This window comes from Pseudomonas sp. M2 (genome assembly GCF_015751845.1).
Lineage (GTDB): Bacteria > Pseudomonadota > Gammaproteobacteria > Pseudomonadales > Pseudomonadaceae > Aquipseudomonas > Aquipseudomonas putida_E.
In genome coordinates, this window is sequence record NZ_JADOUD010000001.1 from 3,040,405 (window position 1) to 3,053,849 (window position 13,445).

12 protein-coding genes are annotated in these 13,445 nt (G+C 60.5%); 7 read left to right on the forward strand and 5 right to left on the reverse strand.

Annotated elements, in window-relative coordinates; all coding sequences use genetic code 11:
* Positions 1-225 precede the first annotated feature (225 nt).
* Positions 226-672 (forward strand): azurin, encoded by a 447-nt coding sequence (gene azu, locus IWW33_RS14115; protein WP_046787810.1) that lies wholly within the window; start codon positions 226-228, stop codon positions 670-672.
* Between the two features lie 114 nt (positions 673-786).
* On the opposite strand, the gene nadE is transcribed toward azu, so the two are convergent.
* Positions 787-1,614 (reverse strand): ammonia-dependent NAD(+) synthetase, encoded by an 828-nt coding sequence (nadE, locus tag IWW33_RS14120; RefSeq protein ID WP_115273772.1) that lies wholly within the window; start codon positions 1,612-1,614, stop codon positions 787-789.
* A gap of 3 nt (positions 1,615-1,617) precedes the next feature.
* Entirely contained in the window at positions 1,618-2,823 is a 1,206-nt protein-coding gene (gene pncB, locus IWW33_RS14125; protein ID WP_174142032.1) for a nicotinate phosphoribosyltransferase, read from the reverse strand.
* A 468-nt stretch (positions 2,824-3,291) separates the two neighbouring features.
* Between pncB and IWW33_RS14130 the strand changes: the two genes are divergently transcribed.
* The 6 genes from IWW33_RS14130 to IWW33_RS14155 all read left to right on the forward strand — a co-directional run bounded on the left by IWW33_RS14130 (position 3,292) and on the right by IWW33_RS14155 (position 9,760).
* Positions 3,292-4,428: a branched-chain amino acid ABC transporter substrate-binding protein gene (locus IWW33_RS14130; RefSeq protein WP_115273774.1), complete on the forward strand. Its 1,137-nt coding sequence runs from the start codon at positions 3,292-3,294 to the stop codon at positions 4,426-4,428.
* A 154-nt stretch (positions 4,429-4,582) separates the two neighbouring features.
* The gene (locus tag IWW33_RS14135; protein WP_012316457.1) at positions 4,583-5,497 is read left to right on the forward strand and encodes a branched-chain amino acid ABC transporter permease; all 915 of its coding nucleotides are present in this window, start codon (positions 4,583-4,585) and stop codon (positions 5,495-5,497) included.
* Between the two features lie 2 nt (positions 5,498-5,499).
* On the forward strand, positions 5,500-6,801 hold the full coding sequence (gene livM / locus IWW33_RS14140) for a high-affinity branched-chain amino acid ABC transporter permease LivM (protein ID WP_115273775.1): 1,302 nt from the start codon (positions 5,500-5,502) through the stop codon (positions 6,799-6,801).
* Positions 6,798-7,673 (forward strand): ATP-binding cassette domain-containing protein, encoded by an 876-nt coding sequence (locus IWW33_RS14145; protein ID WP_012316455.1) that lies wholly within the window; start codon positions 6,798-6,800, stop codon positions 7,671-7,673. The genes livM and IWW33_RS14145 overlap by 4 nt, the downstream gene beginning before the upstream one ends.
* A complete protein-coding gene (locus tag IWW33_RS14150; protein WP_012316454.1) occupies positions 7,670-8,386 on the forward strand; it encodes an ABC transporter ATP-binding protein in 717 nt (238 codons plus the stop codon). The genes IWW33_RS14145 and IWW33_RS14150 overlap by 4 nt, the downstream gene beginning before the upstream one ends.
* A gap of 606 nt (positions 8,387-8,992) precedes the next feature.
* A complete protein-coding gene (locus IWW33_RS14155; RefSeq protein WP_046787874.1) occupies positions 8,993-9,760 on the forward strand; it encodes an SDR family oxidoreductase in 768 nt (255 codons plus the stop codon).
* Between the two features lie 99 nt (positions 9,761-9,859).
* On the opposite strand, the gene IWW33_RS14160 is transcribed toward IWW33_RS14155, so the two are convergent.
* From IWW33_RS14160 to IWW33_RS14170, 3 genes are all read right to left on the reverse strand, one after another.
* On the reverse strand, positions 9,860-10,957 hold the full coding sequence (locus tag IWW33_RS14160) for an AGE family epimerase/isomerase (protein WP_046787814.1): 1,098 nt from the start codon (positions 10,955-10,957) through the stop codon (positions 9,860-9,862).
* Between the two features lie 49 nt (positions 10,958-11,006).
* A complete protein-coding gene (locus IWW33_RS14165) occupies positions 11,007-11,639 on the reverse strand; it encodes a TetR family transcriptional regulator (protein WP_046787815.1) in 633 nt (210 codons plus the stop codon).
* 67 nt (positions 11,640-11,706) lie between these two features.
* Complete coding sequence (locus IWW33_RS14170) at positions 11,707-13,404, reverse strand: hypothetical protein (protein ID WP_174142031.1); 1,698 nt, start codon at positions 13,402-13,404, stop codon at positions 11,707-11,709.
* Positions 13,405-13,445 lie beyond the last annotated feature (41 nt).

Below are 13,445 nucleotides of genomic sequence, written 5' to 3' on the forward strand. Positions count from 1 at the left end.
AGCAGGCTGTTCATGAAACTTGAGAGGGCCATTGCAGTTGCTCCTGAATGAGAGGTTGTCCCATCGTCCATTAAAAGGGCATGATGTGCCCTTAGATTGGTTGTATACAATCCATTGAACAATTCAACTGGCTGGCCACTTGACACCCTTTGATGCATGTCAGCAAGGGGCTGAACGGTTTCAGGCAGTCTCGCAATTGATAAAACCCTGCCAAGGAGATTCATGATGTTTGCGAAAGCTGTAGCGGTATCCCTGCTGACCCTCGCCAGCGCCTCCGTCTTCGCCGCCGAGTGCTCGGTAACTGTCGACTCGACTGACCAGATGTCCTTCAATACCAAGGAAATCGTCATCGACAAGAGCTGCAAGCAATTCACCGTGAACCTGGAACATTCGGGCAAATTGCCAAAGAATGTCATGGGTCACAACATTGTCATCAGTAAGGCAGCTGACATGCAGCCGATCGCGACCGATGGTCTGAGCGCCGGTATCGAGAAGTCCTATCTGAAAGAAGGTGATGAGCGTGTCATCGCTCACACCAAGATCATTGGGGCGGGCGAAAAAGACGCGGTGACCTTTGATGTGTCCAAGCTGGTTGCTGGTACAGACTACGGCTTCTTCTGCTCATTCCCAGGCCATATCTCGATGATGAAAGGCACGGTAGTCGTCAAGTAATGACACTTTGAAGCAGGGGAGGGCTTTGCCCTCCTTCGCGACACAAGGCCGCTCCTACAGTCCTGTAGGAGCGGCCTTGTGTCGCGAAAGGGCCGCAAAGCGGCCCCAGAGGTCTCACGGTGCGAACGGTAGTTCGCGCTTGTGCTGGGTCTTGCGGTAGGTGGCGACGATGATGTCGAACGCTTCCTGCTCAACCGGCAGCCCATGCAGGAAGGCATCGATCTGTTGGTAGGTCACGCCATGCGACGCCTCGTCAGGCTTGCCTGGTTCCAGGTCTTCCAGGTCCGCAGTAGGCACCTTCTCCACCAGCGATTCCGGCGCCCCAAAGCTGCGCGCAATGGCCCGCACCTGGTTCTTAACCAGGCCGCTCAACGGGGCCAGGTCGCAGGCACCGTCACCAAACTTGGTAAAGAAGCCCATCACTGCCTCGGCGGCGTGGTCGGTGCCGATCACCAGGCCAGCGCGGGCGCCAGCGATGGTGTACTGCGCGACCATGCGCGTACGCGCCTTGACGTTGCCCACGACGAAGTCCACCAGTGACGGCGAGCCGTCTTTCAATGCTTGCACCTCTGCGGCCAGTGCACGCACGGCAGGTGCAATATCAACGGTGTGCACTTCATCGGCGTTGATCACTTCCAGGCACGCCTGGGCGTCGTGCTCGTCATGCTGTACCTGGTACGGCAGGCGCACGGCAATGAAGCGGTAGGCCGGGTCGCTGGTTTCGGCGCGCAACTCGTTGATGGCGCGTTGGGCGAGCAGGGCGGCAGTCAGCGAATCGACGCCCCCGCTGATGCCCAGTACCAGGGTCTTGAGGCGGGCGTTGGCCAGGCAATCCTTGATGAACGCCACGCGCCGGGCGACTTCGGCCTCGAGCGCAGCGGCGTCTGCGAACGGCGGCTGCACGTTGAGCGCCTGGGCAATCTCTTGCTGAACGGCTTGCATGGGTTACTCCTTGCTGGGGATTTTGAACACGTGACGCATGTAGGCGACGAAATTCTCGTCGCGGCACTGGGTCTTGGCGGCCTCGTCAGAGATCTTCGCCACCGGCGAGCCGTTGCAGTCGGTCATTTTAAGCACGATATTCATCGGCGCCACGCCGGGGATGTCGCAGGTCAGGTTGGTGCCGATGCCGAAACTGACGTTGATGCGCCCGCGCAGGGCACGGAAGATCTGCAGCGCGCGGGTCAGGTTGAGGCCGTCGGAGAACACCAGGGTCTTGGTCATCGGGTCGATCCCCAACCTCTGGTAATGGGCGATGGCCTTTTCCGCCCAGGCCACCGGCTCACCCGAGTCGTGGCGCAGGCCGTCGAACAGCTTGGCGAAGTACAGGTCGAAATCGCTGAGGAAGGCATCCATGGTGATGCAGTCGGTCAGGGCGATGCCGAGCAGGCCGCGGTACTCCCGGACCCAGCAGTCCAGGGCGGCGATCTGGCTGTCGATCAGCCGCGGGCCGAGCTGCTGGTGGGCCATGATCCATTCGTGGGCCATGGTGCCCAGCGGCTTGATATCCAGTTTCCATGCCAAATCGACGTTGCTGGTACCGACGAAGCGGGCCGGGAAGTCATTGCGCAGTACCCGCACCACCTCCTCCTGCACGCGGCTGGAAAAACGCCGGCGGGTGCCGAAGTCGGCCACTTGCAGCTCGGCCAGTTCGTCGGCGCTGGCATGCGCCTGTAGCCAGTCGAACTTGCGGTAGAGCTGGTCACGGGCCTCGGTCAGGCGCATGCGCGGGTGCAGGTGGCGGTTGCGCACTTCGCTGATGATGGCCAGCAGCGGGACTTCGAAGAGGATCACATGCAGCCAGGGCCCTTTGAGCCGCAGGTACAGCTGGTCGCCCTCGATACCAACCTGCACATAGCGCAGGTTGAAACGGAACAGGCGCAGAAAGCGCAGGAAATCGGGCTTGAGGAAGCTGATGCGTTCGAGGAAGGCCAGCTGGCCATCATCGAGGGTAAGTTCGCTCAGCCGTTCGAGCTGGTTGCGGATCTCGCCCAGATAGGGGCGCAAGTCTTCGCCATTGCGGCAGCGGAATTCCCACTCCACGTCGGCATCCGGGTAATTGTGCAGCACGCCCTGCATCATGGTGAGCTTGTAGAAGTCGGTGTCGAGCAGGTTGTGCACGATGCGCTCAGCGAATGCGCTCTCGCTCATCAGGGTGGGCTCCAAAGCGGCGAATGGCGGTCATTGTGCCACAGGAAACGCGCCGAACTTGCCGGCAACGCGTTACCGGCGGGAGCGGGTGCGTGTGTGAAGAGGCCGAAACAGACAAATCAGGTGTTTTTCCGTGCACCAGCTAGCCTTGAAACGGTGCCGCCTGTAGCAGTTGCGCACCAGTGGTGTGCACTTCGGTGACGTCTGCTGTTACAGGGTGGTTGCACGTAAACACTTGTCAGGGTTGCAATGATGGCACTCGGTGGTTGCTCCTTGTTTGCGCGCATGGTGGCGCTTGTCGCGTGGCAGACGGTTGCACACTCAGTAAAGAAAAGGCCGTCGGTCGCCTCGACGCGGCCCCAACAGTGTGATTTCCCGGAAGACAAAACCGATGGCACGGCCCTTGCTCTGAGCACAGGGCTGAGAAGTTGTAGTGCCAACCAAAAAAAACTCTAGGAGCACCACCTCATGTCGCAGACGTTTTACAAGAAAGGTTTCCTGGCACTGGCCGTGGCTACGGCACTGGGTGTTTCTTCGTATGTTCAGGCCGACGTCAAGATCGGTGTCGCGGGCCCGATGACCGGGGCTAACGCAGCGTTTGGCGAGCAATACATGAAAGGTGCCCAGGCGGCAGCTGACAAGATCAACGCTGCCGGTGGCGTCAACGGCGAAAAAATCATCCTGGTCAAAGGCGATGACGCCTGTGAGCCGAAACAGGCTGTATCGGTTGCCAACCGTCTGGTCGATCAGGACAAGGTAATCGGTGTGGTAGGCCACTTCTGCTCCTCCAACACCATTCCAGCTTCCGAGGTGTATGACGAAGCAGGCGTGATCGCCATCACCCCTGGCTCCACCAACCCACAAGTCACCGAGCGCGGGCTGAGCGCCATGTTCCGCATGTGCGGCCGTGACGACCAGCAGGGCATCGTTGCCGGTGACTACATCGTCGATGTGCTCAAGGGCAAGAAGGTGGCGGTGCTGCACGACAAGGACACCTACGGCCAGGGCCTGGCCGATGCAACCAAGGCGCAGCTGGAGAAGCGTGGCGTCAAGCCGGTGCTGTATGAAGGCCTGACCCGTGGCGAGAAAGACTTCAGCGCCGTGGTGACCAAGATCCGTTCCACCGGTGCCGACGTGGTCTACTTTGGCGGCCTTCACCCCGAAGCCGGTCCGCTGGTGCGTCAGCTGCGCGAGCAAGGCCTGAAGGACGTCAAGTTCATGTCCGATGACGGTATCGTCACCGACGAACTGGTCGCAACTGCGGGCGGCGCCCAGTACGTGGACGGCGTGTACATGACCTTCGGCGCCGACCCGCGCATGCTGCCAGACAGCAAGGCGGTGGTGGAAGAATTCCGCAAAGCCGGCACCGAGCCTGAAGGCTACACCCTCTACGCCTACGCTTCGCTGCAAGCCCTGGCCGCTGCCTTCAACGGCGCCAAGTCGAACAAGGGCGAAGACGCTGCCAAGTGGCTCAAGGCCAACTCGGTGCAGACCGTCATGGGCGAGAAGAAGTGGGACAGCAAAGGCGACCTGACTGTCTCTGACTACGTGGTCTATCAGTGGGACAAGGACGGCAAGTACCACCAGCTGGAAAAACAAAAATAACAACGGCAGCCAGCCCGGGCCTGCGCCCGGGCCGATGCCCCTGCGGTACCTGTCTTTATTCGGAGATCTGCACGGTTCTGCGCTGCGAGGGCCGCTTTATCCGTGGCCTGGCGTGCTCGGCGCTTGTGCAGTCTCGCTCAGGTGAGATTGCGTTATGGATGGTATTTTCCTGCAGCAACTGGTCAACGGCCTGACCCTCGGGTCGGTCTATGGCCTGATCGCCATCGGCTACACAATGGTCTATGGCATCATCGGCATGATCAACTTCGCGCACGGCGAGGTGTATATGATTTCCGCGTACCTCGCGGCAATCAGCCTGGCATTGCTGGCTTATTTCGGCATCGAGTCGTTCCCCCTGCTGATGTTGGGCACCTTGTTGTTCACCATCGTCGTCACGGGTGTGTATGGCTTCACCATTGAACGCATCGCCTACAAACCCCTGCGCAACTCCACCCGCCTGGCACCGCTGATCAGTGCCATCGGCATCTCGCTGATCCTGCAAAACTATGCGCAGATCAGCCAGGGCGCCCGCCAGCAAGGCGTGCCGACCCTGCTCGAAGGCGCCTGGCGCGTCGAAGTGGGCACTGGCTTCGTGCAACTGACCTACACCAAGATCTTCATCCTGATTGCCGCATTCGTCGGCATGGGGCTGCTCACCTATGTGATCAAGTACACCAAGCTCGGCCGCATGTGCCGCGCTACCCAGCAAGACCGCAAGATGGCCTCGATCCTTGGCATCAACACCGACCGGGTGATCTCCTACGTGTTCGTCATCGGCGCGGTGATGGCTGCGCTTGCCGGTGTGCTGATCACCATGAACTACGGCACCTTCGACTTCTACGCCGGCTTCATCATCGGCATCAAGGCATTCACCGCTGCGGTGCTCGGCGGCATCGGCTCGCTGCCCGGCGCCATGTTGGGCGGGATTATCCTGGGTATTTCCGAGTCGTTGTTCTCTGGCCTGATCAACTCCGACTACAAGGACGTGTTCAGCTTCTCGCTGCTGGTGCTGATCCTTATCTTCCGCCCACAAGGCCTGTTGGGTCGCCCGCTCGTGGCTAAGGTGTGAACATGTCCACTGCCAAAACTGCCTCCGTTGCCGAAACCCAAGGTTTCGATCTCAAACGCAGCTTGCTCGAGACCATCGTCGCCGGCCTGCTCGCGCTCATTGTCTTTGGTCCGGTCGTCGGCGTGGTGCTCGACGGCTATAGCTTCAATGCCGAACCCCGCCGCGTGGCCTGGCTGGTCGGTGGCGTGATGGTCGGGCGCTTCCTGCTCAGCCTGTACCTGCAGACCGCCGCAGGCAAACGCATGTTGCAAGGCTTCGACAGCGGCGGCTCGGGGGTGCACGTCAATGCACCGAACTACAAGTCGCGTCTGCGTTACATCATTCCGGCGCTGATCGTGATCGCCATCGTCTTCCCCATCTTCGCCAACAAGTACCTGCTGACCGTGGTCATCCTGGGCCTGATCTACGTGCTGCTGGGCCTTGGCCTGAACATCGTGGTAGGCCTGGCGGGCCTGCTCGACCTGGGCTACGTGGCGTTCTACGCCATTGGCGCCTATGGCCTGGCGCTGGGCTATCAGTACCTGGGGCTGGGGTTCTGGAGTGTGCTGCCACTGGCGGCCATCGCCGCGGCGTTGGCAGGGTGCATACTGGGCTTTCCGGTGTTGCGCATGCACGGTGACTACCTGGCGATCGTGACCCTGGGCTTTGGCGAGATCATCCGCCTGGTGCTGAACAACTGGCTGTCGTTCACCGGTGGCCCGAACGGCATGCCGGCCCCGGCGCCGACTTTCTTTGGCCTGGAGTTCGGCCGTCGAGCCAAGGATGGCGGGGTGCCGATCCACGAGTACTTCGGCTTCGATTACAACGCCAATCTGAAGTTCGTGTTCATCTATGCCGTGCTGTTCCTGGTCGTGCTGGCGGTGCTGTACATCAAGCATCGGCTGACCCGCATGCCGGTTGGCCGCGCTTGGGAAGCGCTGCGTGAGGACGAAATCGCCTGCCGCTCGATGGGCCTGAACCATGTGCTGGTCAAGCTTTCGGCCTTCACCCTGGGGGCCTCCACTGCGGGCCTCGCCGGGGTGTTCTTCGCCACCTACCAAGGCTTCGTCAACCCGTCCTCGTTCACCTTCTTCGAGTCGGCGCTGATTCTGGCCATTGTCGTACTGGGCGGCATGGGCTCGACCGTGGGCGTGGTGATCGCTGCGTTCGTACTGACCGTAGCGCCGGAGCTGCTGCGCAGCTTCTCCGAATACCGGGTGCTGCTGTTCGGTGTGCTGATGGTGCTGATGATGATCTGGCGACCGCGTGGGCTGATCCGCATCAGCCGCGCCGGTGTGGTCCCGCGTAAAGGAGTGGCGCCATGAGCGACGAAATCATTCTCTCGGTCGACAACCTGATGATGCAGTTCGGTGGCATCAAGGCGCTCAGCGACGTCAGCCTCAAGGTCAAGCGTAACCAGATCTTCGCCCTGATCGGCCCCAACGGCGCCGGCAAGACCACGGTGTTCAACTGCCTGACCGGTTTTTACAAGGCCAGCGGCGGGCGCATCGAGCTGAACGTGCGCGGCAGCCATACCAACGTCATCCAGTTGCTTGGTGAGCGCTTCCAGGCGGCGGACTTCGTTTCGCCGGCACGTTTTGGTTCGCGCCTGTACTACAAGATGTTCGGTGGCACCCACCTGGTCAACCGCGCGGGGCTGGCGCGCACCTTCCAGAACATTCGCCTGTTCAAGGAAATGTCGGTGGTGGAAAACCTGCTGGTCGCCCAGCACATGTGGGTCAACCGCAACCTGCTGGCCGGCGTGCTCAACACCAAGGCCTACCGCAAGGCCGAGAGTGATGCCCTGGACCACGCATTCTACTGGCTGGAGGTAGTCGATCTGGTCGACTGTGCCAACCGCCTGGCCGGGGAGCTGTCGTATGGCCAGCAACGCCGCCTGGAAATCGCCCGGGCCATGTGCACGCGGCCGAAGATCATCTGCCTGGACGAACCGGCGGCCGGCCTCAACCCGCAGGAGACCGAAGCACTTAGCCGTATGATCCGCGTGCTGCGTGACGAGCACGACATCACCGTGGTGCTGATCGAACACGACATGGGCATGGTCATGAGCATTTCCGACCATATCGTCGTGCTCGACCACGGCAACGTGATCGCCGAAGGCGCGCCGCAGGATATCCGCCACAACCCGACGGTGATCGCCGCCTACCTGGGTGCCGACGAAGAGGAGCTGGTATGAGTGCACCCATTCTGGAACTGAAGGACCTGGACGTGTTCTACGGGCCGATTCAGGCGTTGAAAAAGGTCTCGATGCACATCGATGAAGGTGAGACCGTGAGCCTGATCGGCGCCAACGGTGCCGGCAAGTCGACCCTGCTGATGTCCATCTTCGGCCAGCCGCGCGCAGCCTCGGGGCAGATTGTCTACCGTGGCACCGACATTACCCGCAAGTCGTCGCACTACATCGCATCCAATGGCATCGCCCAGTCGCCGGAAGGGCGCCGGGTGTTCCCCGACATGAGCGTCGAGGAAAACCTGATGATGGGTACCATCCCTATCGGTGACAAATATGCCAGTGAGGACATGCAACGCATGTTCGAGCTGTTCCCTCGGTTGAAGGAGCGGCGCAACCAGCGTGCGATGACCATGTCCGGTGGCGAGCAGCAGATGCTGGCCATTGCCCGTGCGCTGATGAGTCGGCCCAAATTGCTGTTGCTCGACGAGCCGTCGCTGGGGCTGGCGCCGATCGTGGTCAAGCAGATCTTTTCGACCCTGCGCGAACTGGCCAAGACCGGGATGACCATCTTTCTGGTGGAGCAAAACGCCAACCATGCCTTGAAGTTGTCCGACCGGGCCTATGTCATGGTGAACGGCGAGATTCGCATGACCGGCACCGGGCAGGAGTTGTTGGTCAACGAAGAGGTTCGCAGCGCCTATCTTGGCGGGCACTAAGCTGAATCCGGGGCTGCTGTGCGGCCCCGATCGGCATCACCTGGCGAATGTGGACAACTTGTCGCATATCTTTCTTGAGCTTTGCCACAACCCCTACGCAAGCCATTGTTTCCACAGGCTCATTGTTGTCCACGGATAATGTGGAGGCGCCTGTGGAAAACATGGTGGCATCTAGCTGCAACCCAATGAGATCAAGGCCTTCAATGTTCTGTTCATATTTTGATCAGTTGCTGTTATGAGTCATTCAGCGCGGGTTTTCGCAGACGCCTTAGAGCGCTAACGATAGGCTACCAGCCTGTGGATAACTCTGTGCGAAACCCTTGGACAGACTGCTGTAAGCGGCATGTTTGAAAGGGTGCGCCATTACCGCAACGCGTGATCCTGACCGTAGGTGGCTGAAAGGGTTCCGCCTGATGGTCAAGTTGCCCCCAATCCGTGGGGAAAGCCTTGTGGATAACATGCGCATAGCTCGCGCTGGACCCTCTGCCATGCGGCTTTGCGGGTAATGTACAAAAAATGACCAAGTGCCGCGATGGCTTGCTGACTACGCCCGTCGCGGGCATGCTGCAAAGCTTGCCGAAAATAATCCACAGCGAGGAACAGAGCATGACGTCCACCGTATTCATCACTGGCGCGACTTCCGGTTTTGGCGAGGCCACGGCTCGCCGCTTCGCCGACGCCGGCTGGAAGCTGATCCTCACCGGCCGGCGCAAGGATCGCCTGGATGCCCTGTGCGCCGAACTGTCGGCCAAGACCGAAGTGCACGGCCTGGTGCTCGATGTACGTGACCGCAAGGCCATGGAACACGCCATAGCCAACCTGCCAGCGGGCTTTGACAAGCTGCGCGGGCTGGTCAATAACGCAGGCCTTGCGCTGGGCGTCGATGCGGCGCAGAACTGCAGCCTGGACGACTGGGAAACCATGGTCGATACCAACATCAAGGGCCTGATGTACACCACCCGCTTGCTGCTGCCACGCCTGATCGCCCACGGCCGGGGGGCGTCGATCCTCAACGTGGGGTCGGTGGCGGGCAACTATCCGTACCCTGGCAGCAACGTCTATGGCGGTACCAAGGCGTTCGTCGGCCAGTTCTCGCTCAGCCTGCGTTGTGACCTGCGTGGCACGGGCGTGCGTGTCAGCAACCTTGAGCCAGGGCTGTGCGAAAGCGAGTTTTCGCTGGTGCGGTTCGGTGGGGACCAGGCCAAGTATGATGCCACCTACGCCGGTGCCGAGCCTATTCAGCCGCAGGATATCGCCGAGACTATCTTCTGGATCCTCAATCAGCCGGCTCACATCAACATCAACAGCCTGGAGGTGATGCCGGTGAGCCAGGACTGGGCTGGGTTATCGATCGACCGTTCGGTGAAAGGCTGATGCAGTAAGGGCGCTTCGCCGCCCAATCGGCGGCAAGCCGGCTGCCACAGGTGTTGCGGCTCTGCTTGCTCTGTGGAAGCCAGTTTGCCGGCAATTGCGTCAGTTCAGCCGGTGCAAGCCTTCCAGGCAAGTCGCCAGGTGATAGGGCGTAGTCGAAGGCATGTCATGGCGGCTGACCGCACCTTCACCATCGCGGCACTCATACCAGCCACCATCGTGCAGGAAGCGCTGTTCCATTGCCTGCAACTGTTCAGCCACCTTCACTTCACTCCCTGACCGCAAGGCCAGCGCCCGCAGGTACTCCGCCTGTGCCCAGATGCGCTGGGTCGCATCGATCACCTGGCCATCCACAGCCAGCATCGCCAGCACGGCAGCATCCTTCACTCCGCACTGCTCGGCGTAAGCGAATGCGCGGTCGATGGACGCATGCAGCGGCGTACCGCGCAGCAGTGCCGAGGTATGCAGCAGGTAGAACCACTCGAACTGGTGCCCCGGCTCGAACCAGTTATCCACAGCACCGCGGGGTTTTTCCAGCATCAGGCCATGTTGCGGTTCGATGAAGTGCGTCTGCAGGGCTTGGCACAGTTGCAGCAGTGCCTGTTGCACACCTTGATCTGCACGCACGGCGAGAACCTGCAGGAAGGCTTCGGCCAGGTGCATCTGTGGGTTTTGCAGCGGGCCGCTGCCGAGGTCGGACCAGTCTTCACCGAGGCTCGCTTCGTAAAGGCCGTCATCGCGGGCAAACTGCTCGCTGACGATCTCGAGGGCAGCATTGAGCGCCGATTCCACCAGGCTTTCGCGGACTTTTCCCCAGTAATGAGCGCAGGCAAACACGATGAATGCGTGGGTGTAGAGGTCTTTGCGCCGGTCCAGCGGTTTGCCTTGGGCATCGATGCTGTAGAACCAGCCACCATGTTCGGCGTCGTGGAAATGCCGCTGCAGCGAGCGAAACAGGGCTGCGGCCCGCTCTGCCGCTCCCGGTTGCTCGATACGGCTGCTGAACAGGTACAACTGACGCGCGCAGGCCATCGCCCGGTAGCGCTGCACTGGCAGCGGGCGGTGCGTAGCATCCAGGGCCTCGTAGGGCAGGGCCATTTCGGGATTCCAGCCGGGGCCCAGCCACACTGGCACGATGCGTTCGGCGAAGTGCTGGTTGAAGCGGGCCAGTTCGGCTGGAGTGGGGCGGGGGTCGGACATGAATGCGCTCGTCACAATCGGCAGTGCGCCATGGTAGCAGAAGTGCGCTTCAGCCCGGATTACCCAAACCCTGCCAATGCCGCGCACCGACGAAGATGAAGCGCAACTGCTGGGTGATCTTGTCCCGTGCACTCAGCGCCTGTGGATAACCTTGTTCAGGGTTGTCGATCAGTTCCGGCAGGGTGGCGAACACGGTCTTCACCACCAGGTCGGCAATCACCGCCAGCGCTGCTCCGTTCAGGTGCTGCCAGCGTTTCATTCGCGCAAGGTCGGTAGCCAGGTCGTTGCTGATACCTTGGCGCAGGCGGCCGATAGCCTGGCGCACCGCCTGCGAGCCGCCGTACTGCTCGCGGGCCAGGAACAGGAACTGGGCCCGGTGGGCGGCTACCACGTCGAGGAAGATGCGTACCGAGGCGTCGGTGATACCGCCCAGTTCGAACTCGTTCTGCCGCACCAGGCGGATGGTCTGGCGGAAGGTGTCATCGACCTCGGCCACCAGGGCCAGGCCCAGGGCGTCCATGTCGGTGAAGTGCCGATAGAACCCGGTGGGCACGATGCCGGCGGCCTTGGCCACTTCGCGCAGGCTGATGCTGCCGAAACCACGGCCACTTTCCATGAGCTGGCAGGCCGCGTCGAGCAGGGCCTGGCGAGTCTGTAGCTTCTGTTCGGCGCGCGGCAGCATGTCAGGCCATTGATCGCGAAGGAAACCTGCACTTTATTGGCTCATGGACAAAAGTCAAAAAAAGGTTTCACGCGGCCTGCCCGTCGTGGTGGCGGGAAGCGTAATGCTCGATGTAGCTGTCGCTGCTGATCGGCACCTCCAACATTCTCATGTCCATGCGTTTCAACCGCTCCAGAATCAAGGGTGCATGCTGCACCAGCAGTGCCTGTTTGCGGTTTGCCCAGCTCCTGATCTGCCTGGAGGATGCTGCCTGGGTCCGTACCAGCGCCACAGCGTGTTGCTCTAACTGGCTGAGCAGAAACACATCGAGGATAACGCCATCCAGTGGGCTTTCATCGATATGGGCCAGGTAGCGCACACTGGCCATGCGTACCCCCAGCAGCTTGGCCAGCAGCAGCATGTCCTCGCTTTGCAAGAACCGGTCACGCTTGTCGGCAATGCCTGAGCGGATGAGGTCGATACAGGTGTCGAGGTGTTCGAGCAGACGCTGGCGCTTTTTGCCCTTCACTGCGTGCGCGCTGGCTGGGGCCGCGTGTTTCATGAAGTAGGCAGCGGCCTTGAGCATGATCACCAGGTTTTCGCCTTCGGCAGTGATCGCGCCGTTATTGTTCAACAGGTAACCGATGATCTTGTTCGCAGCGAACATGCCTTGTGCGCCACAACGTTCACGGCAGCGCACCAGAATGTCCTGGCTGGCCCAGGTTGAAACTGCCTTGAGAATTGCCACTTCGTTGAGTACGTCAGGCGCTAAAGGCTTGAGCGCATCCTTGCCGTGCCCGGCGACGATCTGTTCAAGCCACGGGGCATGAACTAGGTTGGTCACGACATCAATGGCCAGGGGGTGGCGATAGGTGGGATGGGCAAGCAAGTTGACCGGACCGCCCGGGCTGAAAGTCTGGCGTTTCTGTGCGTAGGTGTAATTGATATGCAAGCCGGCCATCGCCACCGCCAGGGCGCAACTGGCCATGCACAGCTTGCCGGACTGGACACGTTCGATGGAGCGCATGAAGCGTTGGCTGCGTGTAGTGGCCAGCGTGCGCAGTTGCCCATCGCGGTCCAGTTCGATGGTGCCTCGTTGCAAGAGCGCCTCGTAAGGGAGTTCAACGTTTTCGAACGAGGTCATGGCATTGTCCAGGTGCATCCCTGGTTTGTGGCCCAGTGCAGTAATACGAACACCGGGGAAGGCCGTGTCGCCCGCATGCAGTGGCACAAGAAACGGCAAGATACCGATGAACTTGTCGTTGACCATCAGGCGCGCCATCACCACTGCAATCTTGGGCAAGGGGCTATGCGTGCTGTTTGGCATGAACTTGTAGGATTGGCGGCTGGGCGAATCAAGCACGAATATCTGTCGCTCGGGGCAATAGCGTGCTTCTGTTTCCAGTGAGAAAAGATTGCTGCCATACCCCAGTTCCGTGGCGAGGTATACACCGATTGCCGTGCCTTCGTTCAACTGTTTGTACAGGCTGCGCACATAGTCACTGTCATTGCCCATCGATTTGATCGAGCCCATGCACAAGTTGTAGTGAATCGAGATCATCGATGCCAGAGCACCGTCATGCATGGCACAGGTTGTATGAAACCGAAGCAACTTAGGCAGATCGGCAAGCAATGCATCGCCCTGCAGGCTTGGCTGCGCCAACAGTTCAATGAAGGTTCGTTTGGCCTCTTCGCTGTTCTCGATCGGCCGGGCGATGAGCGCCAGCAGTCTTTCGTCCAGCCAGTCAGGCCTGAGTGCTATCAGATCGGTTGCCGGGTTTCTCATTTGAACGCTCCGTAGCCATACCTTCAGTAACCTAGCAATGG

Coding starts and splice junctions, on each gene's coding strand:
- azu (WP_046787810.1), top strand. CDS start 226: ATGTTTGCGAAAGCTGTAGCGGTATCCCTGCTGACCCTCGCCAGCGCC.
- nadE (WP_115273772.1), bottom strand. CDS start 1,614: ATGCAAGCCGTTCAGCAAGAGATTGCCCAGGCGCTCAACGTGCAGCCG.
- pncB (WP_174142032.1), bottom strand. CDS start 2,823: ATGAGCGAGAGCGCATTCGCTGAGCGCATCGTGCACAACCTGCTCGAC.
- IWW33_RS14130 (WP_115273774.1), top strand. CDS start 3,292: ATGTCGCAGACGTTTTACAAGAAAGGTTTCCTGGCACTGGCCGTGGCT.
- IWW33_RS14135 (WP_012316457.1), top strand. CDS start 4,583: ATGGATGGTATTTTCCTGCAGCAACTGGTCAACGGCCTGACCCTCGGG.
- livM (WP_115273775.1), top strand. CDS start 5,500: ATGTCCACTGCCAAAACTGCCTCCGTTGCCGAAACCCAAGGTTTCGAT.
- IWW33_RS14145 (WP_012316455.1), top strand. CDS start 6,798: ATGAGCGACGAAATCATTCTCTCGGTCGACAACCTGATGATGCAGTTC.
- IWW33_RS14150 (WP_012316454.1), top strand. CDS start 7,670: ATGAGTGCACCCATTCTGGAACTGAAGGACCTGGACGTGTTCTACGGG.
- IWW33_RS14155 (WP_046787874.1), top strand. CDS start 8,993: ATGACGTCCACCGTATTCATCACTGGCGCGACTTCCGGTTTTGGCGAG.
- IWW33_RS14160 (WP_046787814.1), bottom strand. CDS start 10,957: ATGTCCGACCCCCGCCCCACTCCAGCCGAACTGGCCCGCTTCAACCAG.
- IWW33_RS14165 (WP_046787815.1), bottom strand. CDS start 11,639: ATGCTGCCGCGCGCCGAACAGAAGCTACAGACTCGCCAGGCCCTGCTC.
- IWW33_RS14170 (WP_174142031.1), bottom strand. CDS start 13,404: ATGAGAAACCCGGCAACCGATCTGATAGCACTCAGGCCTGACTGGCTG.